17 protein-coding genes are annotated in these 23561 nt (G+C 70.0%); 10 read left to right on the top strand and 7 right to left on the bottom strand.

The window, feature by feature from the left end; genetic code table 11:
• The first annotated feature begins 16 nt into the window (after positions 1 to 16).
• The 7 genes from IE185_RS25975 (at position 17) to IE185_RS25945 (ending at position 9014) form a co-directional block, all read left to right on the top strand.
• Positions 17 to 2392 carry an ATP-binding protein gene (locus tag IE185_RS25975; RefSeq protein ID WP_170198238.1) on the top strand — a complete coding sequence of 792 codons (2376 nt, stop codon included), beginning with the start codon at positions 17 to 19 and terminating at the stop codon, positions 2390 to 2392.
• 44 nt (positions 2393 to 2436) lie between these two features.
• On the top strand, positions 2437 to 4059 hold the full coding sequence (locus tag IE185_RS25970; protein ID WP_229843695.1) for a DEAD/DEAH box helicase family protein: 1623 nt from the start codon (positions 2437 to 2439) through the stop codon (positions 4057 to 4059).
• Positions 4056 to 4655 (top strand): hypothetical protein, encoded by a 600-nt coding sequence (locus IE185_RS25965; RefSeq protein ID WP_138893883.1) that lies wholly within the window; start codon positions 4056 to 4058, stop codon positions 4653 to 4655. The genes IE185_RS25970 and IE185_RS25965 overlap by 4 nt, the downstream gene beginning before the upstream one ends.
• A complete protein-coding gene (locus IE185_RS25960) occupies positions 4648 to 6036 on the top strand; it encodes a sigma factor-like helix-turn-helix DNA-binding protein (RefSeq protein ID WP_138893882.1) in 1389 nt (462 codons plus the stop codon). Before IE185_RS25965 ends, IE185_RS25960 begins: the two co-directional genes overlap by 8 nt.
• A gap of 675 nt (positions 6037 to 6711) precedes the next feature.
• Positions 6712 to 6936 carry a hypothetical protein gene (locus tag IE185_RS25955; protein WP_229843694.1) on the top strand — a complete coding sequence of 75 codons (225 nt, stop codon included), beginning with the start codon at positions 6712 to 6714 and terminating at the stop codon, positions 6934 to 6936.
• A gap of 253 nt (positions 6937 to 7189) precedes the next feature.
• Positions 7190 to 8149, top strand: a complete 960-nt coding sequence (locus IE185_RS25950; RefSeq protein WP_189716102.1) for an ATP-binding cassette domain-containing protein — start codon at positions 7190 to 7192, stop codon at positions 8147 to 8149.
• Positions 8150 to 8198: 49 nt separating this feature from the next.
• Positions 8199 to 9014, top strand: coding sequence for an ABC transporter permease (locus tag IE185_RS25945; RefSeq protein WP_138906817.1), 816 nt, complete (start codon positions 8199 to 8201; stop codon positions 9012 to 9014).
• A 77-nt stretch (positions 9015 to 9091) separates the two neighbouring features.
• On the opposite strand, the gene IE185_RS33290 is transcribed toward IE185_RS25945, so the two are convergent.
• The 3 genes from IE185_RS33290 to IE185_RS25935 all read right to left on the bottom strand — a co-directional run bounded on the left by IE185_RS33290 (position 9092) and on the right by IE185_RS25935 (position 12943).
• The gene (locus IE185_RS33290) at positions 9092 to 10207 is read right to left on the bottom strand and encodes a tetratricopeptide repeat protein (RefSeq protein WP_211362612.1); all 1116 of its coding nucleotides are present in this window, start codon (positions 10205 to 10207) and stop codon (positions 9092 to 9094) included.
• Positions 10119 to 12248: an AfsR/SARP family transcriptional regulator gene (locus IE185_RS33285; RefSeq protein WP_229843693.1), complete on the bottom strand. Its 2130-nt coding sequence runs from the start codon at positions 12246 to 12248 to the stop codon at positions 10119 to 10121. The genes IE185_RS33290 and IE185_RS33285 overlap by 89 nt, the downstream gene beginning before the upstream one ends.
• Before the next feature lie 203 nt (positions 12249 to 12451).
• Positions 12452 to 12943, bottom strand: coding sequence for a hypothetical protein (locus IE185_RS25935; protein ID WP_189716100.1), 492 nt, complete (start codon positions 12941 to 12943; stop codon positions 12452 to 12454).
• Between the two features lie 1088 nt (positions 12944 to 14031).
• Between IE185_RS25935 and IE185_RS25930 the strand changes: the two genes are divergently transcribed.
• The 3 genes from IE185_RS25930 to IE185_RS25920 all read left to right on the top strand — a co-directional run bounded on the left by IE185_RS25930 (position 14032) and on the right by IE185_RS25920 (position 18769).
• Complete coding sequence (locus tag IE185_RS25930) at positions 14032 to 15900, top strand: DUF262 domain-containing protein (protein ID WP_189716099.1); 1869 nt, start codon at positions 14032 to 14034, stop codon at positions 15898 to 15900.
• 171 nt (positions 15901 to 16071) lie between these two features.
• Entirely contained in the window at positions 16072 to 17874 is a 1803-nt protein-coding gene (locus IE185_RS25925) for a S9 family peptidase (protein WP_138897952.1), read from the top strand.
• A gap of 55 nt (positions 17875 to 17929) precedes the next feature.
• Positions 17930 to 18769, top strand: a complete 840-nt coding sequence (locus IE185_RS25920) for an SURF1 family protein (protein WP_138897953.1) — start codon at positions 17930 to 17932, stop codon at positions 18767 to 18769.
• A 67-nt stretch (positions 18770 to 18836) separates the two neighbouring features.
• Here the strand turns inward: IE185_RS25920 and IE185_RS25915 are convergent, their stop codons facing one another.
• The 4 genes from IE185_RS25915 to IE185_RS25900 all read right to left on the bottom strand — a co-directional run bounded on the left by IE185_RS25915 (position 18837) and on the right by IE185_RS25900 (position 23512).
• The gene (locus IE185_RS25915; protein ID WP_189716097.1) at positions 18837 to 20252 is read right to left on the bottom strand and encodes a hypothetical protein; all 1416 of its coding nucleotides are present in this window, start codon (positions 20250 to 20252) and stop codon (positions 18837 to 18839) included.
• Positions 20249 to 20908, bottom strand: coding sequence for a SigE family RNA polymerase sigma factor (locus IE185_RS25910; protein ID WP_138896388.1), 660 nt, complete (start codon positions 20906 to 20908; stop codon positions 20249 to 20251). Before IE185_RS25910 ends, IE185_RS25915 begins: the two co-directional genes overlap by 4 nt.
• Before the next feature lie 266 nt (positions 20909 to 21174).
• Entirely contained in the window at positions 21175 to 22233 is a 1059-nt protein-coding gene (locus IE185_RS25905; RefSeq protein WP_138896387.1) for an aspartate-semialdehyde dehydrogenase, read from the bottom strand.
• Positions 22234 to 22240: 7 nt separating this feature from the next.
• Positions 22241 to 23512 (bottom strand): aspartate kinase, encoded by a 1272-nt coding sequence (locus tag IE185_RS25900; protein ID WP_138896386.1) that lies wholly within the window; start codon positions 23510 to 23512, stop codon positions 22241 to 22243.
• Positions 23513 to 23561: the final 49 nt, after the last annotated feature.

The following is a 23561-nucleotide window of genomic DNA, read 5'->3' as shown; positions in this document are numbered from 1 at the left end:
GACAGGGGGTCCACCTATGAAGATCACTCCTTCCGCGCGTGTGCTGCGCATGCTTGGTGAGATCGAGTTCGACGAGTGGCAGTGCATCGCGGAGCTGATCGACAACGCCTTCGACGACTTCACGGAGATCCATCGATCCGGGACCCCCTGGGCGGGCGGGTATCGCGTCAGCGTCGAGCTCCCCGACTCCGCGCAGGGCCAGCTCGTGATCACCGACACCGGTCGCGGCATGACGTACGACCGGCTGGAGCGGGCCGTGCGGGCCGGCTGGTCGGGCAACGACATGCACGACAAGCTCGGTCTCTTCGGCATGGGGTTCAACGTCTCGACGGCGCGGCTCGGCAAGCGCACGCGCGTCCTTACCACGCGCCAGGGCGACACCGAGTGGATCGGTGTGGAGATCGACCTGGACCGCATCGGAGACGACTTCGAGGCCGAGGACATCACGGAGCCGAAGGCCGATCCCAACGAGCACGGCACGCGTATCGTCATCAGCCGCCTGCATCCCGTCCGTGCCCGGTGGCTGCAGAAGAACGGCTCGGCCCTGCGCAACATCCTGGGACAGGTCTACTCCTGGATGTTCCTGAACCGTCCGTTCGAGCTGTGGGTTGGCGGCTTCCAGGTGAAGCCTGTCCGGCACTGCCGTTGGGGAGACGACCGCTCGGTCCTCTACAACAACAAGGAGCGCATTCCCGCCTACATCGAGATCGACCAGAAGCTGGAGAACGGTCTCGCCTGCGGTGACTGCGGACAGTGGCAGCTCACTGATCGCGACGCCTGCGAGGACTGCGGGAGCGATCGGCTCACCGTTCGTGAGCGCCGGGTGCATGGGTGGCTCGGCATCCAGCGTTACATGCACAAGCACGATTATGGGATCGACTTCCTGCGCAACGGCCGCAAAATCCTCCGCTGGGACAAGCAGCTGTTCACCTGGCGCAATCCTGACGGAGCGGTGGGCAACGAGGAGCCGGAGTATCCGGTGGACCTCGCCCACCAGGGCGGCCGCATCATCGGGGAGATCCACCTCGACCACGTCCCGGTCACGTACCAGAAGGACGCCTTCGAGTACGGCGACCGCAGCTGGCGCTCGGCCGTCGAGATCGTGAGGGGGGTCGCGCCGCTGCTGCCCCAGCGCGCGGCGAACCTTGAGTACGAGGAGAACACCAGCCCGCTCGCGCTCCTTTTCAAGGGATACCGTCGTAACGACGCCGGTCTGCGGTACCTGGTCCCGGGAGACGGCCGCAAGCCGATCCACGACGACACCCGTCGGTGGGGACATGAGTTCCACCGGGGCAACCCCGACTACCAGACCGATGAGCGCTGGTGGCAGGCGGTCGAGGACCACGAGGCGACGAAGAGCAGGGGCAAGAACGCGAAGGCGGCCGCCGTCACCCCGGGAAAGCCCGACGAGGCGGCCGTGATGGAGGCGCTTGGTTTCGACGGCGCGGAAATCGGCAGTCCGAGTTCCCCCGCGACCGGTCCGGACGAGATGAAGCCCGGTGCCCAGGCGCAGCCCCCGAATGACGGCGAGTCCGCTCCCGCCGCGCCGACCCCGGAGAAGCGAAAGGAGACGCGGCAGGAACGCGTCACGCGCTACACGGAGAACTCGACCACCTACCCGGGCTTGAGCCGCTCCTTCGGCCACCCGCGCGTCGGCTTCGTCGAGGTCGAGGCGCGCCGACTCACGGTGGGAAGCCTGACCGACGAGAACCTCCACCCCACTCCCGTCCTGCTGGACCAGCGCGGCGGCAACGCCCTCGTGGCGTTCCTCGACCTCGATCATCCGATCTTCCAGAGGTTCGGAGCGGACCCGGCGGATCTGCTGCTCGCGGAGATCGCCGTGCTGCTCAGGGTGCAGACGAGTTCGGAGTGGAGCCACTCGGAGCTCATCGCGGCGATCCGGGCGGAATCGCTGCCCGCCAGCGCTCTGGACGCCGAGATGATCAGCGCCGAGGCCAAGGAACTGCTGGCTGAGGTCCGTCGCCGCATGGCGTCCGAGCTGGACCGCGCCGGCGAACCGGAGAAGGCGTTTCAATTTCTCTCGCCCGATGAACTCACCTACACCGAGCACACCATGATCGCCAACGGCAAGGTCACCCGTACGACCGACCTCGGTGCGAGCGGCGAGTTCCTGCTGTACGTGCCCGCCCTTTTCCTGGTTCGTCTCGTCGAGTCGCTGCCGTCGCTGTTCATGGACAACCGCGTCTTCCAGGGCGTCTACGAGGGTGTCGCCTCCGCGTCCGCGCGGCGGCTCAGCCTCGCGCGCACGGTCGGCTACCTCTCCGATATCGCGACGCAGGCGACCTACGCCGGGGCCAGCCTTCCGGACCAGCTGTTGCGGACGAGGCTGAGTATTCGTCTGCTGGCCGACGACCTCGCGGAGGAGAAGTGAGTGCCGTCTTCCTCTCGGCGGACGAGTTGCTGAGGGGAGGGCCAGTGGGTCTCACGCATGCCGTCGAGCGTGCTCTCTGGTACCTCGGCTTCAACGACGTGCGTGTTATCGACGGCGCCGACGACCAGGGTGCGGATCTCCTGGCGGTACGCGGTCGGGAGCAGTGGGTCTTCCAGTGCAAGTGGAAGGCCGGAGGGAAAGTCGACCGGAGCGGTGTCGACGACCTTGAGCGCGCGCGTACGCGCTACCGCGCGGACAAGGCCATCCTGGTCACCAACACCGACATCAACGCGGTGGCGGAGGCCCGTCGCGTGGCGCTCAACGGAGTCGGCGTGCCGATCACCGTCTGGCACGGCGCGACCCTGCGGTCGATCGGGGACCGGATGCCCGAGACCGTTCCCGCGAAGTACGCCCTGCGCCCGTACCAGGCCGAGGCGACGGACGCGGTGGTCCGGGACCTCGATGCCAACGGCACCGCGCTGCTCGTCCTCGCGACGGGTCTCGGCAAGACCGTGGTGGGCGGGGAGATCATCAGCCGTCACCTCAAGACCAATCCGAACGCCAGGATTCTCGTCGTCGCACACATGAAGGACCTCGTCGCCCAGCTCGAGAAGGCGATGTGGCGGCACATCCCCAAGTACGTTCCCACGCGGTTGCTCACGGGAGAAAGCCGCCCCGGCGGCCTCGACGGAGTCGTGGTCGGAACGGTTGAATCCGTTCTCAGCGCCGTACGCGTGGGATATCGACCCGACCTCATCATGATCGACGAGACGCATCACGTGGCCGAGACCGGCAGGTTTGCGGAATTGCTCGATCTGTGTGGGGATGCTGAGCAGTTCGGTGTGACGGCGACACCCTGGCGCGGTGACAAGTTCGACATCACCTCCCGCTTCGGATACCCGAGCTTCAAGATGGGCATCGCGGAGGGCATGGCCGCTGGCTTCCTCTCCGCCGTCGACTACCGGTTGTACGTCGACAACGTCGACTGGAACGCCGTCCGGGACGCCAGCGTGCACGGTCAGTCGATCAAGGACCTCAACAAGTCCCTGTTCCTGCCGCAGCGCGACGAGGAGATCATCGAGCACTTCCGTGAGGCGTGGCGGACCACGACGGAACCGAGGGCCATCGTCTTCTGTCAGACCATCGAGCACGCCGAGCACATGGCCCGGTTGTTCGCCTCGTCCGACGCGGCATGGGCCAACGCGTCCTTCCTGCACAGCGCACTCCCGCGGCAGCGACGCCAGATCCTGCTGAACGAGTTCCGGCTTGGCCGGGTGCCGGTGATCACGTGTGTCGATGTCTTCAACGAGGGCGTCGACGTCCCGGACGTGAACCTCATCGCCTTCCTGCGGGTCACACACAGCCGGCGGATCTTCGTCCAGCAACTCGGCCGCGGACTCCGACTCAGCCCCGGCAAGGAGGCCCTGAGGGTCCTCGACTTCGTGACCGACATCCGCAGGGTGGCGGCGACCTTGGACCTCCGGCGATCGCTGGAGGCCCAGGAGAGCGAGCACCTGCGCGTACGAATGCCGCACGCCTCCCGTATCCAATTCAGCGACGAGACGGTCGGATCGCTGATGGACCACTGGATCCAGGACGCGGCGGACCTTGAGACCAAGGCGGACGAGGTCCGCCTTCAGTTCCCTCTGACGACTGGAATCGAATGACCAAGTACGCGATCCCCTCGGACCTGGAAGAAGAAGTCGTGCGTCTCCTCTACAGGCGGGCCGCTGACCTCAACTGGACCTATCTCACGGACACCGAGCGCACCCGTCACTATCAGGCGTGGACCTCCGATCCCGAGGTGGGAGGACGGCTCCTCCCGTTCATCGGGAAGCCGGAGAACGTCCGGCCGTGGCTCAAGGACAGGCCCATGAAGGAGTACATCCGGGCGACTTACGGGGTGGGCAAGTGGGCTCCGCTCGTGGTCAAGCCGGCCACTCCAGTCAGCACACTCGTCGACAAGGCCCTCGGTCGCGGCTGGAACGTCGACCTTGAGACGCTCGACATCAAGCCGCTCTGCGTGACGATTCGCCACGAGGACGACGAGGAGATGGAGCGGCGCTTCGCCTGGGCGCCCATGCGCGACTTCAAGCATCTCGCGTGGGCGGCCATCGCGTCGCAGGCCGGCGGCGATGCCCTGCCGTGGGTCATATGCACGGTGGACTCGTTCGTTCGAAAGATCACCCCGGAGCAGAAGGCGATCAACGAGCGGATCGCGAAGCGGCTTGGTCTGATCAGCGCGCACGTCACCGATGGCTGAACGGGGCTCCGCCATGACGAGGGATGACGACTGGCTTCAAGCTGCTTTCGGTGCGCTTCCCGCCCGGTCACGTCGCATGATCGAGGACCGTGCCGACGGGAAGACGCTCCGAAGCATCGGGGAGGAGCATGAGGTGAGTCGCGAAAGGGTCCGCCAGATGCTCGTGAAGGCGCAGAAACATCTCTGCTCTGTCGCCGACGCCTTTGTGGATGACTGGCGTGATCGGCTGACCACCCTCACCGAGTGCTCGGCCGTGCCCCAGTCCGAGGTGGCGGCGGCGTTGGGCGTACGCGACCAGGTGGGCGTGGGGCTTCTCGTCGAAGCTGTAGGGGCTGAGCACCCGCTGACGTGGGCCGGTCGTCTGCGCGGCTGGTGGACCCGCAGCCCCGGCGCCCTGGAAGTGCTGCTTCGGCGAGGAATGGAGGAGGCGCCGTTGCGTGGGGAGGACGTAACGGTGACCTTCGCAGCTGCCGGAGTGCCGGACGAGGTCCCCTTGCTGGATCTGCTCGGCCATCCGGACAGCCCTCTAGTGCCTGGCTTCGGAGGAACCTGGCTACGCCGTCGCGCCCGCGGCAGGGACGCGGCGTACCTGTTCCTCCTGGCGAGTGGCGAACCCTGCCGCGCGGAGGAGTTGCTGGCACCGACTGGGATCAAGCGGAAGCCCGCTGTCGCTGAGGCGCTCAGGCGGGACGATAGGTTCGTGCAGCTCCGTCTGGAGGGGAAGTGGGCGCTGGCCGAATGGCCTCACCTGAACGTCACTCCCTACCCGAACGCCGTGGAGGCTTTCGTCGCAGTGCTGACCGAACTGGGGCCGCTGCCCAAGGACGCTCTCTTCGTGAAGGTCGGAGAGCGCTACCCGGTGACCCTGTGGCGCCTGCACCAGTGCCTGTTGGACGACAGAGTGGGCATCACGGAAGACGGTCGGATTGAGCTGGTCGCGCGAGGTGCTACCCCGATCGAGGAAAGCGAGCCGACACGGCCGGCGAGGATGGCCGTCGATCCTGCGGGAAACGTGTTCGGCGTCCGGCTGACGGTGGACAAGGACGTCCTTCGGGGTAGCGGCGTAGTCGTCAGCAGCTGGCTCACATGGCAGCTCGGAATGCGACAGGCCCCTATGGTCAGGACCTTCTCCATCGCCGGTCAGCCCACACCGATCGTCCTCAAGCGGGCGACGAGCGCGGCCCAGATCTCCAGCCTGCGGGTGTTGGTTCAGGAGCACGGAATGGTAGGCGGCTGCGAATTCGTCCTCTTCCTCCGCACGGACGACTCGACGGCGCGCATCGAGCACGCTTGCACCCAACATGTCTGCCCTGCGGCGATCGGGTCTGTCGGGACTGATGTGAGACCGCCAGGCGACTCCGCTGCTGAGCTTTCGCCGTAGAGGTTCGGTGAACCCTGACGAGGGGTCGCATGGGACAACGGGGGAAACGATGGTGGCGATCGTACGGGCTGCGCCCTTCGTCTCGGAAGCCCAGAGGCTCAGGCTGCTGCAACAGGCTGCCAAACCTCCAGCGTGCGTGAGCGGACAGGCTGGCGCGGACCGGGTCTGGCTGGCACTGAGGCAGTCGACGGGACTCACCCTGGGAGCCGTTTGGGAGCCGACCTACTTCCGAACCCCCTTCCACACCATCCGGCACCTATCGGGACCACGCTACTGACCAGCACAAACTCCGTCGAGGGCTGGCAGGCTCACCAACCGAACCTCATTCGGGACGAAGAGGTCGTGGGTTCAAATCCCGCCACCCCGACAGCTGAGTAGCAGGTCAGAGGGCCCTTACCGGGTAGGTAAGGGCCCTCTGGCGTTGCTGCGTGTCCTTCGGTGCGACTTCCGCGCCGGACGGAGTTCGAAGCCGCACCACCTTTCCGGCGGGCCGAAGGCCGCCATTCGGATCACCGTGGGCGGCCCTTCCGGTAATGGGTGGACGTCTCGCGAGCGAGGTGGGTGTCGCCGAGGTAGGAGCACAGGACGAGCCCGGCACCCGCGAGGAGATCAGCCATGTACGCAGCAGTCCGGCGGTACGAAGGGGTGACCGATCCCGCCTAGACGGGACGCCTGGTGAACGAGAGGTTCGTGCCGCTCATGCGCCAGGTCCCCGGCTTCGTGGCCTACTACTGGCTCGGTGCCTGGGATGGAGTCATGGTGTCGACGAGCGTCTTCCAGGGCCGGGCCGGCGCCGAGGAGTCGGTCGCGAAGGCGGCGGACTTCGTGCGCGACAACCTCGCGTCCCTGCTGCCCCACCCTCCCCACGTCATGGCCGGGGAGGTCGTGGCTTCCGCGTAGCGGCGTTCGCGCCCACCTGGTGCGAAGCCCGCCGCCCGACGTTGTCGTACCAGGTCAAGGGCCTGATCCTCATGGAGGTCAGGCCCTTCACGTGTCTCCGGCCAGCAGTCGCACCGTCCGTTCCCGGGGTGTGCTGACACCGCCTGACAGGTGGCGGCGAGCGCTGTCAGCCCGCTGTCCGCCGGCTGTCAGGAGGGCTCGGCATGGTCGTGGTCATCGAGAACGACGAGGACCTGACGAGGAGATGTTGAACATGGCGTACGCGATCCGGGCCGAGGGACTGGTCAAGAAGTACGGCGACTTCACCGCACTGGACGGCGTCGACCTGGAGGTCCCGGCCGGCAAGGTCGTCGGCGTCCTGGGGCCCAACGGCGCCGGCAAGACCACCACCGTGCGCATTCTGGCCACGCTGATGCGCCCCGACGCCGGGCACGCCACCATCGGCGGCCACGACATCGTCAAGGAGCCGGTCAAGGTCCGGCAGCTGATCGGGCTGACGGGGCAGTACGCCTCCGTGGACGAGACCCTGTCCGGCGCCGAGAACCTGGTGCTCATCGGGCGGCTGCTCGGCCTGTCCCGGCGCGACGCGAAGGCGCGGGCGGCCGCGCTCCTGGAGAGCTTCTCCCTCGCCGAGGCGGCCCGCAAGCCGATCGCCACCTTCTCCGGCGGCATGCGGCGGCGCCTGGACCTGGCCGCCTCCTTGGTCGGCCGGCCGCAGATCCTCTTCCTGGACGAGCCCACCACCGGCCTGGACCCGCACGCCCGGCAGGAAGTCTGGGACGTCGTACGGGGGTTGGTCGCCGACGGCTCCACGGTGCTGCTCACCACCCAGTACCTGGAGGAGGCCGACCAGCTCGCCGACTCCATCACCGTCTTCGACAAGGGCCGCAAGGTCGCCGAAGGCCGGCCCGGTGAACTCAAGCGCCGCGTCGGCGGCCAGATCCTCCAGGTCCGGCCCACCGTGGCCGCCGATGTGCCGCTGGTCGCCGGGATGCTCGCCGAGCTGACCGGTCACGCCCCCGCGCAGGACTCCGGCGTACTCACCGTGCCGGCCGACGAACCGCTGATCGTCGCCGCAGTCGCCCGCCGCCTGGACGGCGCCGGCATCACCGCCGACGAACTCGGCCTGCGCCTGCCCAGCTTGGACGAGGTCTTCCTCGCCCTGACCGGACACGCGCCCACCGTCGCCGACGACCAGCCCGTCGCCGTCTGAGCCCGCCGCTCCCCCCTTACGCGAAGAATCCCCCCGAGAGGACCCCGACATGAGCACCCAGCCCCTCAGCGCCCACGCCGAGCTCCCCGGCCGTATCGGCCTCGCGCAGACCGCACAGCACAGCCTCGCCCTCGCCGGCCGCGGCGTCACCAAGTTCATGAAGTCGCCGATCCAGCTGGTCGACGTGATCCTCACCCCGATCATCAGCCTGCTGATGTTCGTCTACCTCTTCGGGGAGGCCATGTCCGGCGGCGACACCGACCGCTACCTGCAGCTCGTCACCCCGGGCGTCATGGTCATGGCCGTCTTCCAGGCCAGCGTCGGCATCGGCGCCTCGCTGTGCGCCGACGCCAGTACCGGAATCTTCGACCGGTTCCGCAGCATGCCGATCGCCCGCTCCAGCCCACTGATCGGCGCCGTACTCGCCGACATCATCCGTTACGTCGTCTGCCTGGGCACCCTGGTCGTCCTCGCCCTGGCCATGGGCTACCGCGTCCAGACCGGCCCGGCCGCCTCGCTCGCCGCGCTCGCCCTGCTCGTCGGCTTCGCCCTCAGCTTCTCCTGGATCTCGGTCTACCTCGGCATGCTGATCAAGAACCCCGCCTCTGTGCAGGGCCTGATGACCATCCTGATCCTGCCGCTCACCTTCGCCAGCAACGTCTTCGTCCCCCGGGACGACATGGCCGGCTGGCTCCAGGCCTGGTCCGACGTCAACCCGGTCTCCCTGGTGGCCGACGCGGTCCGCGGCCTGCTCAACGGCGGCCCGGTCGCCGACTCCCTGTTCGGCACCTTCGCCTGGATGGCCGGCGTGATCGTGGTCTTCTTCCCGCTGGCCATGCGCGCCTACCGCAAGAACGCCGGATGATCCTCCGATGACGAGCCCGGCCGGGCGGGGTCCGCACCCATGGTGCGGACCCCGCCCGGCTGTCCGCGTGCGCCGCGTCAGCTCCGCGGCACCGCCCGCAGGGTCTCCGCCTCCAGCCATCGCAACGCGTCCTCGCGGGAGTACGCGGCCCCCTCGTCGTACGCCTTCTTGAAGCCCTCCTCGCCCAGCGTCACCACGATCCGGTCGACCAGTTCGCGCCACTCCGGCTCGCCCCAGTCGAAGGCGCCGCGCATCACCTGGCTCATGCCGAGCGACCTGGCGCCCTCTTCGGGAGCGCCCTCCAAGGTGCGTATGCCACCGAGCAGTTCGGCCACCCAGGCGAGCGCGGCGCCCGCTCCCTGACCGAACAGGGAGCCCGCCGCCTCGGGCAGCAGGGCCCTGGCCCGTACGACGTCGCCCTCGGCGAGACGGTTCTCGATGCGGGTGCTGACGATCAGGTCGCGGGCCAGTTCTCTGAGGGCGGGGCGCCGGGCGCTCAGCGCCTCCAGACGGTCGAGCGTCGCGTCGGACTGCGCCAGGTCACCGGCTCTGCGGTGCACATTGGCCAGGCCCACGAGGATGTTGGCCTCCAGGCGCAGCTGTCCGTGCTCGCGGGCCTGCCGGTGTGCGGCGTGCAGATCGCGGAAGGCGCCCGCCAGGTCGCCGCTGCGACGGCGTTCGCGGGCGAGCCGGGCCTTGCTGAGGTAGAGGTAGTCCTCGGTGCCGAGTTCGGAGCTGAGCGCCACGGTCCGTTCGAAGGTGGCGATGGCCTGGGGGTAGTCGCCGCGCAGGGAGTGGTCGCGGCCGATCGGAAACAGGCTCATCACGATCCCCCAGCGGTCGCCCACCTCCTCGAAGCCGCGCAGGGCCTCGATCCGGGACTCGGCGCCGGTGACCAGGTCGCCCTGTTCGGTGAGGGCGAAGTCCCGTGCCAGGTGGGCGCCGGCCCGCACCCAGGGGTCGGGGGATTCGAGGGGGTCCTGGTCAGCGGCTCCGCCCGGCCCCGACGCGCCGGCGGGGAAGGAGACCTGGGACATCCGCAGGAGCAGTACGGCCGGGTGGAACTCGCGCGCCGTCGCCGACTCGCCCTCGGCGGGCGTACGTTCACGGCCCCCTGCCCCCGTGGAACCCGGCGCCTGCGGGGAGTCCGGCCCGACGACCTCCGCCAGGTAGGTGTCGAGCCGGGTGCTCATCCCCCTGATCCCCCAGTACCAGAACATCGCCCTGGCGAAGCGTGCGGCCAGATCCCCGTCCCGGGCGTCGACGACCGAGCGCAGCGCGAGGACGAGGTTGTCGTGCTCGGCGTCGAAGACCCCGATCGCACGCAGCTGCTCGCCGGTACGCAGGGGGTTCGTACTCCTGCGCGAGGGCCAGGAAGTACGCGGCGAAGCGCTGGGTCACGGCGTCGGTGGACTCGGCGTCGGCGAGCCGCCTCGCCGCGTACGCCCGTACCGTCTCCAGCATCCGGTAGCGCGGCTCGCCCGCCCCGCCGTCGACGGTGCCGACCAGTGATTTCTCGACCAGGGCGTCCAGGACGTACGGGATGTCGCCGGCCGGGAGCGACGGGTCCGCGCAGACGGCTTCGAGCGCGGAGACGGTCGCGCCGCCCGGGAACACCGACAGTCTGCGGGCGAGGGTCCGCTCGGGTTCGTCGAGCAGGTCCCAGCTCCACTCGACGAGCGCGAGCAGGGTGCGCTGGCGGGGCAGGGCGGTGCGGCTGCCCGAGGCCAGGAGGCGGAAACGGTCGTCGAGGCGCCGCGCGATCTGCTCGACGCTCATCGAGCGGAGCTTCGCCGCGGCCAGTTCGAGGGCGAGCGGCACCCCGTCGAGCCGCCGGCAGACCTCGACGACGGCGTCGAGGGTCGTGTCGTCGAGCGTGAAGTCCGGCCGGACTCCGACGGCCCGGTCGACGAAGAGGCGTACGGCGGGCGACTGCGCGGCCTCGGCCGGCTCCGGAGATCCCGTGGGTACGTCGAGGGGGCCGAGGTGGCACAGGGACTCGCCGGTGATGGCGAGGGCCTCGCGGCTGGTGGCGAGGATCCGCAGCTCCGGCAGCTGGTCGAGGAGTTCCGCGGCGAGTTCCGCTGCCGCCTCGACGAGGTGCTCGCAGTTGTCGAGCAGGAGCAGGGCGTCGCCGCTGCCGAACAGCCCGGCCATGCGCTCGACCGGGGTGGCCCGCTGCCCCGGGCCGGCGTCGTAGAGGCGGCCGTCGGTGGAGCTGAGGGCGCCGAGCACCGCGTCGGCCAGCTGGTCCGGTGCGCTCACGCCCGCGAGCGGCACGAACCAGACCCGGCCGCGCGCGTGGGCGCGGTCCCGGGTGGCCGCTTCCAGGGAGAGCCGGGTCTTGCCCGCGCCACCGGGGCCGACGATGGTGACGAGCCGGTTGCGGACCAACTGGGCCGCGAGCCGGCCCAGTTCCTTGTCACGGCCGACGAAGCTGGTCAGCCTGGCGGGGAGGCGGCTCGGGGCGGCCTCGGCGCGCTCGACGGGCGTCTCCAGCTCACCTCGCAGCAGGGCCAGATGGGTCTCCCGCAGCTCGGCCGACGGATCGACGCCGAGTTCGTCGCCGAGCCGCTCCCGTATCGCCTCGTACACCGCGAGGGCGTCGGACTGCCGGCCGGCCGCGGCCAGCGCCCGCATCCGCAGCCCGGCGACCCGCTCGCTCAACGGCCGCTCAGCGCCGGCCGCTTCGAGGTCGGCCAGCACCTCTCCGTACCGTCCGAGCCGCAGCTCGGCATCGCAGCGGTCCTCGGCGGCCCCGGTCCGCAGATCGTCGAGCCGGGTCGCCACGGGTGCGGCGAACGGGGCGTCGAGGACGTCGGCGAGGGCCGCGCCCTGCCACAGCCCGAGCGCCGTGGTGAGCAGCGTGGCCGCCTCGTCGGCCCGCCCGGCCGCGAGTTCCCGCCTGCCGCGAGCGGTCAGGTCCTCGAAGTGGCGCACGTCCACGTCCTCGGCCCGCACCGACAGCCGGTAGCCGCCGGACGCGGACTCCACCGTCGCGTACCCGCGCAGCGCCCTGCGCAGCCGGGACACCAGCGCCTGCAGCGCGTTGGCCGCGTCGGCGGGCGGTTCCTCTCCCCACAGCCCGTTGACGAGCGAGTCGGCGAACACCGTCCGGCCCCCTTCGAGGGCGAGCCTGGCGAGGAGCATCCGCAGCCGGACGCCGCCCACCTCTACCGGCGTCCCCTCGTCGGCGTACACCTGGATCGGGCCAAGCAACTTCACGCGCACCACGGCGGTCTCCCCCTCCGGACCGATCGGCCCCTACGACGTTGATCATCACTCCAACGCCGGGTCAGCATCACCCAACCGACGCCCCCGGTAAAGGGCTTGCGGCACCGGACGGCACCCGGCGTGCGGCCCGTGTGTCCGGGCGGCGCCCGGCTGGATCCCGGGGCGGATCTGCTTCTCGGGGCCTGAGGTCGGCGCCGCCTGCCTCACCGGCGGCCATGGATGGCCGAGCTGCTCGGCGTACCGTTCCGAGCCTCCCCAGACCTCGGCGACGGCGCGGGGTCGGCCGCGGTCAGGCGGGCCTCGAGGCGTTCGGTCTGGTCGGGCGGGGTGTCCTCGGAGACGGGGAGGGGTATCCCGAACTGGAGCCAGGGCGTTGCGGGCTCGGTCCGGATGCGGGGATGCATCAGGACGACAGGGATCCGGTCGGGTTCCGTGTGGGAGGCCCAGACGCCCTCCACCTCGCAGTCCCACCTCTCCTGCCAGTCCGCGCGCCCCCGCAGCCTGGCCTCCAGGAGCCTGGCGAGCGCCCCGCCCGGCCACTCCCAAGCCCCGCCCTCCGTGGCCTGGCGCACCTCCACCTCGTACGGGCCGGCGTCGCACCGGAGCTCCGGCAGGTAGACGCCGGGCGTGGCCGGGTCGCGCCAGCCCGCCCAGACCACATGCCCGCCGTCCCGTCCGACCGTGACGTACAGCACGCCGCAGCACTCCTCGCTGCACAAGGTCCGGCTCTGTGGTCATGGGCCCGTGATCACGGAGCCGCTTGACGGCTGTCATGGGGATTCATTGCGAGGGAGAGCCCGGCCCGTTCACCCGAGAGCGCGCTCTGCGGCAGAGGGCCGAGGGTTTCCGGGCTGCCCCTGAGCGTCGCTCCCAGTGGCTCACCTTGTGGCGCCCCCTGGCGAACCCTGGCGGTTGATTGCGCCCGGCCATTCCTGTGGGCAACGCGAGGTACGTTGCGTGGAGTTCAGCTCTGGCTCTCCCTGAGTGCCCCTGCTCGGCGTGAGCAGGGGCCCGGCTTCGGCCGGGTGACGAGAAGAGGAGAGCTGAATCTGATGGCGCGACGCAAGAAGTCGAGGTCCCGGAGCCGTGAGCGCCAGCCACGAGGCTGGCTTCAGGCGGCCGTCGCGGCCCTCACCGCGGTTACCGCCATCGCGGGATGCGTAGAGCGGTTCCTCCTCTGACGAGGTGAACCACCGATGATCCGGACGCCTGGTCGGGCAAGAGTGAGCCCGGCCGCCTGTTAGTCGGCCGGGCTCACGGTCCCCGCGCGCGAGGCCCGGTCCCGGATACCGCCGGGGTCGGGCTTTCGTGCACACGGGAGTTCAGGAAGGCTCTGTGAGCAGTCACGACTTCGTCCGACGACTCGCACCTGCAGCTGAGCTCACTTTACAGACGGGCTTCACGACTCCCAGGCGGCGCCGATCGCGTTGTCCCAGGTCACGGGGTGGCGTGCCCATGCTGCGTTCGCATGGCGTCCCCTGGCGAATTCAGGTCTTCTGGCGATTCTCCGCAGGTCAGGGTCGTACGGGGGTGGCGCGAAAGTCCGGCGACACGTGGCGAAGGGTGGCGTGCCGAAAGAGCGGGTCCACGGGGCACGCCCGGTGGTGATTCGACCGGCCGGCCGGCTCACCACGGGCTTTCAGAACAAGAAGCGGGATCGACACGTACTCGACCGGGAGCCCCCTCACGGATCGCGCTCTGCTGGGGTTTCCGCATCCGCCACCCGGTCGTACGGGGCGCCGATACGCTGCCGGGATCTTTCTTTTGTACGACCGGAGGTGCGATGCAAGCCGGCGACGTAAAACTCGGGAAAGTCTTCGCGAACGACCACCAGAGCGTGATCCCGATCTTCCAGCGGCCGTATGTCTGGGATCAGGAGCGCAACTGGGAGCCCCTATGGGGGGATGTCCGCACCGCTGCCGAGGAGGTGGAGGCCGAGGCCGGGCAGGAAGGCGGGGCCGGGCCGGCGAAGGCGCGTACCTACTTTCTGGGCGCCGTGGTCGTGCAGGAGCGGCACCGGCCACCGCGGCGGCTCGGGTCCTCGCACATCATCGACGGACAGCAGCGCATGACCACCTTGCAGGTTCTCTTCGCGGCGGCACGCGCCGTGGCTCAGGAGCTGGGCGCCGACAGTGTGGCCGGCCGCTTCACGAGCCTGCTGGAGAACCGCGCCGAGACCGTCCACGAGGCCTTCCCCGACGACCGCTACAAGGTGTGGCCCCTGCCACAGGACCGGAACGCCTTCCTGTGGGCCGTACGCCGGGGCGAGGACCAGCGGGCCGCGCCCGACCCGCAGCACCGGCTCGTCAGGGCCCGGTTGTGGTTCGAGCAGGAGGTCGGCGACTGGGTGAGAGGGGTCGAGAAGCCGGCGCAGCGGCTGGATGATCTTTACTACACCCTTCAGGAGCGGATGCAGCTCGTCGAGATCGTTCTCGACACCGGCGATGACCCGCAGGTCATCTTCGAAGCGCTCAATCATCGCGGTGTGCGACTGGATGCTGCCGACCTGGTGAAGAACCTGCTCTTCCAGACGGTGGACGCCCAGGGTCAGCACCACCGTGCCGAACAGCTGCTCATGCAGGGCTGGTTGCCGCTGGACGCCGAACCGTGGCGCGGCCAGGTCACCACCGGACGTATCAAACGTGCTTTGGTCGACCTGCTCCTGGCGTACTGGCTCACCGTCCACAAGCGCGAGGACGTTCTGGTTGAGCACCTCTTCGCCGACTTCAAGACGTGGCTGCGGGGCAGCGGTGCACAGGCCGCCGACGTCATCCTGGACATCAGGCACTACGCCGATACCTATCTGCGGCTGCGTGATCTGCCGATGACCAGTCCGACGGGGCGTCTCCTCGACCGCATGCAGACCATGACAGCGACCCCTTGGCCGGTTCTGCTGTACCTGCACGCCACGGACGCGGTGCCGGACGAGCAGCGTGCGATCGCGGCCCGGGCCATCGACTCCTTTCTCATGCGGCGGGCTGTCTGCCTGCTGACGTCCAAGGACTACAACCGGCTGTTCGTACAGGTCCTCGCCGACGCGCGGCAGAGCGACCCTTCCCAGGCCGGTGACGCCGTCGTGCGGAGCCTGCGGGGACAGACAGCCGACGCCCGCCTGTGGCCCGACGACACCATGTTCCTGGAAGCACTGCTCGCGCCGGACCTCTACCGCCGCTCCTACCGTGCCCGCCTCAAGGCTTTGCTCGTAGGGCTGGAGAACCACTTGCGCACGCCCAGAACCGAGGTGGGGCCCGTCCTTTCGAGTACGGACGCGAGTCTGAACATCGAGCACATCCTTCCGCAGAAGTGGGAAACGCACTGGCCTCTGACCGAGGACAGTGACGGTGACCACGAGCAGCGGCTGAAACGGCGTCAGGATGCCGTGCACCAGCTGGGCAACCTGACGCTCCTCACTACCAAACTCAATCCTTCGCTGAGCAACCAGGCGTGGGGGCGGAAGAAGGAGGAGCTCCGCTCGCACAGCTTGATGCGGCTCACCACCTCGTCCGTTCTCTCCGTGCCGGAGGGACTCGGCGCGCACTGGGACGGCGAAGCATGGGCTGTCACCTGGGACGAGGACCGGGTTGCCCTGCGCAGCCTGTGGCTCGCTCGTGCCGCTCTCCACGCCTGGCCGCTCGCCGGTGCCGACTGCTAGCAGACAGCAACGAGCCAGCGGGACGAAGTCCCGTGTGCACTGGGTTGCCGGCCAGGCCCTCGACCCCCGCCGGTCCCCAAGCCGTGGGCGAGGGTGGTCCGCCGCAGCTGGAAGGCGGTTCAGGCCACCGGGGGGAGGATCGCTGTCACTGGGGCGGAGCAGAATAGGGGGATGACTGAGAAGACCGGGGACGTGCAGGACGTGGACATGCCCGACTGGGAGAAGCGCTTCAGGGCTCCCCGGGTTTCGCTGCCCGACTGGGCCGAGGAGGCGCCGGAGCGGGCGCTGTTCGTCTCGAACGCCACGGGGACCTACGAGCTGTACGCGTGGGACCGGGCGACCGGGGCGCAGCGGCAGGCCACCGACCGGCCGAACGGCACCACCGACGGGGTGCTGACGCCCGACGGCGAGTCGATCTGGTGGTTCAGCGACACGGACGGGGACGAGTTCGGCGTCTGGATGCGGCAGCCGTTCGCCGGGGGTGAGGACCAGCCCGCCGCTCCTGGCCTGGAGGCGTCGTATCCCGCCGGGCTCGCGCTCGGGCGGGACGGGACGGCGGTCGTCGGGCGCTCGACCGACGAGGACGGGTCCACGGTGCACGTCGTACGACCGGGCGCCGAGCCCGTGGAGATCTACCGGCACCGGGAGTCGGCCGGGGTGGGGGATCTGTCGTACGACGGGACGCTGGTCGCGATCGAGCACACCGAGCACGGCGACGCCCTGCACTCCGCGCTGCGGGTGACGCGGCTGGACGGCACGTCCGTGGCCGAGCTGGACGACACCCGTGGCGGGGAGGCCGAGCTGGGGCTGGAGGTGCTGGGCTTCGCACCGGTCCACGGCGACACCCGGCTGCTCGTCCGGCACCAGCGGCGCGGCCGCTGGGAGCCGATGGTGTGGGACGTCGCGTCGGGCGAGGAGACGGAGCTCGGGATCGAGCTGCCGGGTGACGTGGCGGCCGAGTGGTGCCCCGACGGCTCCGCGCTGCTCGTCGCGCACAGCTTCGAGGCCCGCAGCGAGCTGTGGCGGTACGACTTCGCCACCCGGCAGCTCGCGGCGGTGCCGACGCCGGCCGGGACGGTGTCCGGGGCCACGGCCCGGCCGGACGGGACGGTGGAGTTCCTGTGGTCCTCGGCCGCCGAACCGCCGGTGGTGCGGTCGACGTCGGGGCGCGTGGTGCTCGATCCGCCGGGGATGAAGGCGCCCGGCTCGGTGCCGGTCGAGGACGTGTGGGTGGAGGGCCCGGGCGGGCGGATCCACGCGCTCGTGCAGAGGCCCGCCGTGGGTGAGGGGCCGTTCCCGACGGTCTTCGAGATCCACGGCGGTCCGACCTGGCACGACAGCGACGCGTTCGCGGCCGGGCCGGCGGCGTGGGTGGACCACGGTTACGCGGTCGTGCGGGTCAACTACCGGGGTTCGACCGGGTACGGGCGCGAGTGGACGGACGCGCTCAAGCACCGGGTCGGGCTGATCGAGCTGGAGGACATCGCGGCGGTGCGGGAATGGGCCGTCTCGTCCGGGCTCGCGGATCCGGCGAAGCTGGTGCTGGCGGGCGGTTCGTGGGGCGGGTACCTGACGCTGCTCGGGCTCGGCACGCAGCCGGACGCCTGGGCGGTGGGGCTGGCGGCGGTGCCGGTCGCCGACTACGTGACGGCGTACCACGACGAGATGGAGGCCCTGAAGGCGCTGGACCGCACCCTGTTCGGCGGTACGCCGGAGGAGGTGCCGGAGCGCTTCGCGGCCTCGTCGCCGCTGACGTACGTCGACGCGGTGAAGGCGCCGGTGTACATCTCGGCGGGCGTCAACGATCCGCGCTGCCCGATCCGCCAGGTCGAGAACTACGTGGACCGGCTGGAGGCGCGGGGGGCGACGTACGAGGTGTACCGGTACGACGCGGGGCACGGGTCGCTGGTGGTGGAGGAGCGGATCAAGCAGGTCCGGCTGGAGATCGACTTCGCCGCGCGGTACCTCGGGTAGGCGTGGCTCGACCCCGGACTGGGTGTGCCGGCGGGTGGGCCCGTACCTTGGTGGGGTGTACCGGTTCCTGCTGACGCCCCGCTGGTGGGGGATCCACCTCTTCGTCGTGCTGGCCATTCCCTTCTGCGTCTTCATGGGGTCCTGGCAGCTCGGGCGGTTCGAAGACCGCGTCGAGACCCACCAGGCCGCCGAGGAGAAGCCCGACCCCGGCAGGCAGGCCGCCGTACCGCTCGACAGGCTGCTGCCCGTCGACAAGGAGACCTCCGGGCGCCCGGCCACCGCGACCGGGCGTTACGCCGAGCAGTTCGTCGTGCCCGGGCGGGAGGTCGACGGCCGGCGCGGTGCGTACGTGCTGACCCTGCTGCGTACGGACGGCGGCAAGGCACTGCCCGTCGTCCGCGGCTGGCTGCCCGCCGGGGCCGGGGCCCCCGCCGCGCCCTCGGGCGAAGTCACCGTGACCGGCGCGCTCCAGGCGTCGGAGAACCCGGGTACCGACGGTGTGCACGCGGGTGGCGGGCTGCCGAAGGGGCAGCTGGGGATGATCAGCGCCGCCTCGCTCGTCAATCTCGTTCCGTACGACGTGTACGACGCCTGGATCACGCTCACCCAAAGCGATTCCGGCATGCTGCCCGTCCCGGCGGTGGCCCCGCAGGGCAGCGGCCTCGACCTCAAGGCGTTCCAGAACCTCGGCTACACCGGTGAGTGGTTCGTCTTCGCCGGCTTCGTGCTGTTCATGTGGTTCCGTCTCATGCGCCGCGAGGCGGAAGCCGCCCGGGACCTCGCCCTCGGGATCCAGGAGGAGGGCGAGCCGGTGGCCGCCGCCTCCGGTCCGGCCGCCGTCCCCGCCTCCGCCTCCGCGGCCAGTACGGACTCCGGGTCCGGGGCGCGCGGCTGACGTCGTACGGGAGCGGGGCGGGCGCCGCCTTCGGCCATGCCCGCCCCGCTTGCCCGCCGCTCCGTCGTTACGACGCCGCCAGCACGCCCGTGCGGTAGACCGTCCCCGCGCAGGCGTTCGTGATCGTCGCCACCGGTGTCGGCCCGCCCGCCGCCGGGGTGTGGCTCACCACGACGCTGCCGTCCGCCGTGCCGCCGTCCTCCGAGCCGAGCTGCGGCTCCGTGCCGGTCTGCTCCGCGTCGCCGCCGCCCCCGGTCGCGGCGCCGCTGCCGCCGTCACCGCTTCCCGTGCCGCCGCCGGTCGGGCCGGGGCCGGGGTCCTGGGTGGGCGTGGGGTCGGGCGGCGTACCGGTGGTCGGGCAGGTCTCCGTCGGCACCCAGGCGAACTGCACCTCGTACCTCATACCGGGCTCCAGCAGCAGGCCGGTCGTCTCCAGGGACGGGTCCGGCAGGCCGTACGCCGCGTCGCCCGAGGTGTGGTCGACGACGTTGACGCGCGCCGGGTCGGCCGCGCCCATCGCCTGGACGCCCACCGATCCGCTGCCGGCGATCGTGCACGCCATCTGGGAGGCGTTGGAGATCTGGAACTTGCCGTACACCTTGCCCTCGGCGTCCGGCGCGTTCACGTAGGCGGCGAAGGTGGCGAGCTGGCTCGCGCCGCACGTCGGCACGGAAGCGGACACGCTGCCAGGCGCCTCGCCGGCGTCACCGCCCCCGGTGCCGGTGCCGGCTCCCGTTCCGGTCCCCGAAGAACCCTTCCTGGGATTCTTCTTCTTGTCTTCCTTCTTTTCCTTGTCGCTCTTCGAGGTCGACTTGTCGGAAGGCTTCTCCGCCTCCTTCTTGCCGCCCTCGTTGCCCTTCTGCCAGCCGGTGCCACCGTGCGTGTCCTGGCCGTGGCCCGCTATCGAGGGACGCGCGTCGGACGAGTCGGCGGTGTTCGCCACATGGACGAAGGCGGGGACCGCCATGCCCACGAACAGCGCGGCGGCCGCCATGCCGACGACGGCCTGGCGTCGCCTGGCGCGCCGGGCGGGTACCGCCTTGCGCAGGTGGTCCAGGGCGTTCCGCGACGGCTCCAGCTCCTCGACGGCGCCACGCAGCATCCGGCGCAGGGCCAGCTCGTCCGTACCGAAGTCGTCGAGGTCCGAGTCGGTGCCGGGGTCCGACTTCGGGGTCGCGTCCGAGTCCGGGGCCGAATCCGCGGCCGGCATCGACTTGAGGATGGCGTCCGAGATCGAGGCCGCGTCCGGGGTCTCGGCGTCCGGTTCGGGACCCGCCGCTTCCGGCCCCGCCGTTTCGTCGCTCTGTTCGATGTCCGGCTCCGCGCTCTGTTCGTCGGTCGGCTCGGTGTCCGGCTCGACGGTCGGCTCCGCTTCCGGCTCGTCGCGGTTCTCGCGCTTGTTCGGCCCGTCGTTCACAATCGCTTTTCCAGTCAGGTCGTTCAACGGCCCGTCCGGCCCGTGCCGCTCTTGCTTGCCGCTCATGCCGAGGCCTCCATGGCGACGCGCAACGCCGCTATGCCGCGTGAGCCGTACGCCTTCACCGAGCCCAGGGATATGCCCAGCGTCTCGGCGCACTGGGCCTCGGTCATGTCCGCGAAGTACCGCAGGACCAGCACCTCGCGCTGGCGCCGCTGGAGTCCGCGCATCGCCTTGATCAGCGCGTCGCGCTCCAGCTGGTCGTACGCCCCCTCCTCCGCGCTCGCCATGTCCGGCATCGGCTTCGACAGCAGCTTCAGCCCGAGGATGCGGCGCCGCAGCGCCGAGCGGGAGAGGTTGACCACCGTCTGGCGCAGGTAGGCCAGGGTCTTCTGGGGGTCGCGGACGCGGTTGCGCGCGGAGTGCACCCGTATGAACGCTTCCTGCACGACGTCCTCACACGAGGCCGTGTCGTCGAGCAGCAGCGCCGCCAGGCCCAGCAGCGAGCGGTAGTGGGCTCGATAGGTTTCGGTCAGGTGGTCAACTGTGGTGCCCGCGGTCATGGCGTCTTCAACGCCCTCGCGCGGGGACGGTATGCGCGCGGACCGCGCCGTCGGCATGGGAGCGATCACCGGCATGCCGCCGGGCGTGCGGGGTCGGCGGAGAGGGCGCACTGCCGCGCCGCGAACCGGGACCACTGTGATGTCGAGAACCTCTGCCACGCCTGTTGGACACTCTTCCCCCCGTCAGGGTTGTACGCGCGACGCACCGCTTTTGACGCGGCAGTAAACGCCCGCATGCGTACTCCCCCTCCTGAATGCCCCATGTGTCGCGACCTTTGCCGGGACGACCGCAAAGACGCTCCCCTCCCGACTGCGGTTGCAGCAGGGGCGGGGAGCGAATGATCGAACAGAACGACGCCCCGGTTCAAGTAGTCCAGACTTCGACTTACTCACAGAGCGTCACAGATTCTACGCAGTACTCCGCTTCACGCCGTCCCGAATTCCGCGGCCACCAACTCGGCGATCTGCGCGGTGTTGAGCGCGGCGCCCTTGCGGAGATTGTCGCCGCACACGAACAGCTCGAGCGCCGTGGGGTCGTCCAGCGACCGCCGCACCCGCCCCACCCACGTCGGGTCCGTCCCCACCACGTCGGCCGGTGTCGGGAACTCGCCCGCCGCCGGGTTGTCGAACAGCACCACACCCGGCGCGGTCGCCAGGATCTCGTGCGCCCGCTCGACCGACACCTCGTTCTCGAACCGCGCGTGCACGGCGAGCGAGTGGGTCGTGAGCACGGGGACCCGTACGCACGTGACCGAGACCGGCAGTCCGGGCCGGTCGAGGATCTTGCGCGACTCGGCGCGTACCTTCAGCTCCTCCGAGGACCAGCCGTCGTCGGCGAGCGACCCGGCCCACGGCACCACGTTGAGCGCGATCGGCGCGGCGAAGGGGCCGGTGTCCTCGCCGACGGCCCGCCGCACGTCGCCCGGGTTCGTCCCCAGTTCCGTACCGGCGACCAGGGAGAGCTGGGTGCGCAGCGTGTCGACGCCGGCGCGGCCCTCACCGCTCACCGCCTGGTACGAGGAGACGACGAGGCCGGCCAGGCCGAACTCGGCGTGCAGCGCGCCCACGGCCACGATCATCGACAGCGTGGTGCAGTTCGGGCTCGCCACGATGGAGCGCGGGCGGACCCGTACGGCATGCGGGTTGACCTCGGGGACGACCAGCGGAACGTCCGGGTCCATGCGGAAGGCCGCGGAGTTGTCCACCACCACCGCGCCCTGGGCGGCGGCGATCGGCGCCCAGTGGGCGGCCACGTCGTCGGGTACGTCGAACATCGCGACGTCGACGCCCGCCAGGGCCTCCTCCGACAGCGCCAGGACCTCGGTCTCCACCCCGCGCACGACCAGCTTGCGGCCGGCCGAGCGCGGGGACGCGAGGAGTCTGATCTCGCCCCAGACATCGGCGTGCTGGGACAGGATCTGGAGCATGACGGCGCCGACGGCTCCGGTCGCTCCGACGACCGCGAGCGTCGGCTTGCCCGTCACTGGTGCGTCACCTTCCGGTGCCGCCGTAGACGACCGCCTCGTCGGAGTCGCTGTCGAGGCCGAAGGCCGAGTGCACGGCGCGCACGGCCTCGTTGACGTCGTCGGCGCGGGTCACGACCGAGATGCGGATCTCGGAGGTCGAGATCAGCTCGATGTTCACGCCCGCGTCGGCCAGCGCCTCGAAGAAGCCCGCCGTGACGCCCGGGTTCGTCTTCATGCCGGCGCCGACCAGCGAGATCTTGCCGATCTGGTCGTCGTACCTGAGGGAGTCGTACCCGACGGCGGTCTTCGTCTTCTCCAGCGCGTCGATGGCCTTGCGGCCCTCGGTCTTGGGAAGGGTGAAGGAGATGTCGGTCAGACCGGTCGACGCGGCCGAGACGTTCTGCACGACCATGTCGATGTTGATCTCGGCGTCCGCGACGGCCCGGAAGATCGCCGCGGCCTCGCCCGGCTTGTCCGGCACACCGACGACGGTGACCTTGGCTTCGGAGACGTCGTGGGCGACTCCGGAGATGATGGCGTGCTCCACCTGCTGGTCCCCTTGCGGCTCGTTGCTGACCCAGGTGCCGCGCAGTCCCGAGAAGGACGACCGCACGTGGATCGGGATGTTGTATCGGCGTGCGTACTCGACGCACCGGTGCAGCAGCACCTTGGAGCCGGAGGCTGCGAGCTCCAGCATGTCCTCGAAGGAGATCCAGTCGATCTTCCGGGCCTTCTTCACGACCCGAGGGTCGGCGGTGAAGACACCGTCCACATCGGTGTAGATCTCACAGACCTCGGCGTCCAGCGCCGCCGCGAGGGCGACCGCGGTCGTGTCCGACCCGCCCCGGCCGAGGGTGGTGATGTCCTTCTTGTCCTGGGACACACCCTGGAACCCGGCGACGATGGCGATGTTGCCCTCGTCGAGGGCGGTGCGGATACGGCCCGGCGTGACATCGATGATGCGCGCTTTGTTGTGGACCGAGTCGGTGATGACACCCGCCTGGCTGCCCGTGAACGACTGGGCCTCGTGGCCCAGGTTCTTGATCGCCATGGCCAGCAGCGCCATGGAGATCCGCTCACCCGCGGTCAGCAGCATGTCGAATTCACGGCCGGCAGGGATCGGGGATACCTGCTCGGCGAGATCGATCAACTCGTCCGTCGTGTCGCCCATCGCCGACACCACGACAACGACCTGGTGGCCGTTCTTCTTGGCATCGACGATTCGCTTGGCGACCCGCTTGATGCCTTCGGCATCGGCAACGGAGGAGCCTCCGTACTTCTGCACGACAAGGCCCACGTGCGCTCCTCGTTAGTCATTACTGCGGTCGGCTCAGTTTACCGAGCGG

Source organism: Streptomyces chryseus (genome assembly GCF_014650755.1).
Taxonomy (GTDB): Bacteria; Actinomycetota; Actinomycetes; order Streptomycetales; family Streptomycetaceae; genus Streptomyces; species Streptomyces chryseus.
Note: the sequence above shows the minus strand (reverse complement) of the source record. Positions and strands in the feature narration are given on the sequence as shown.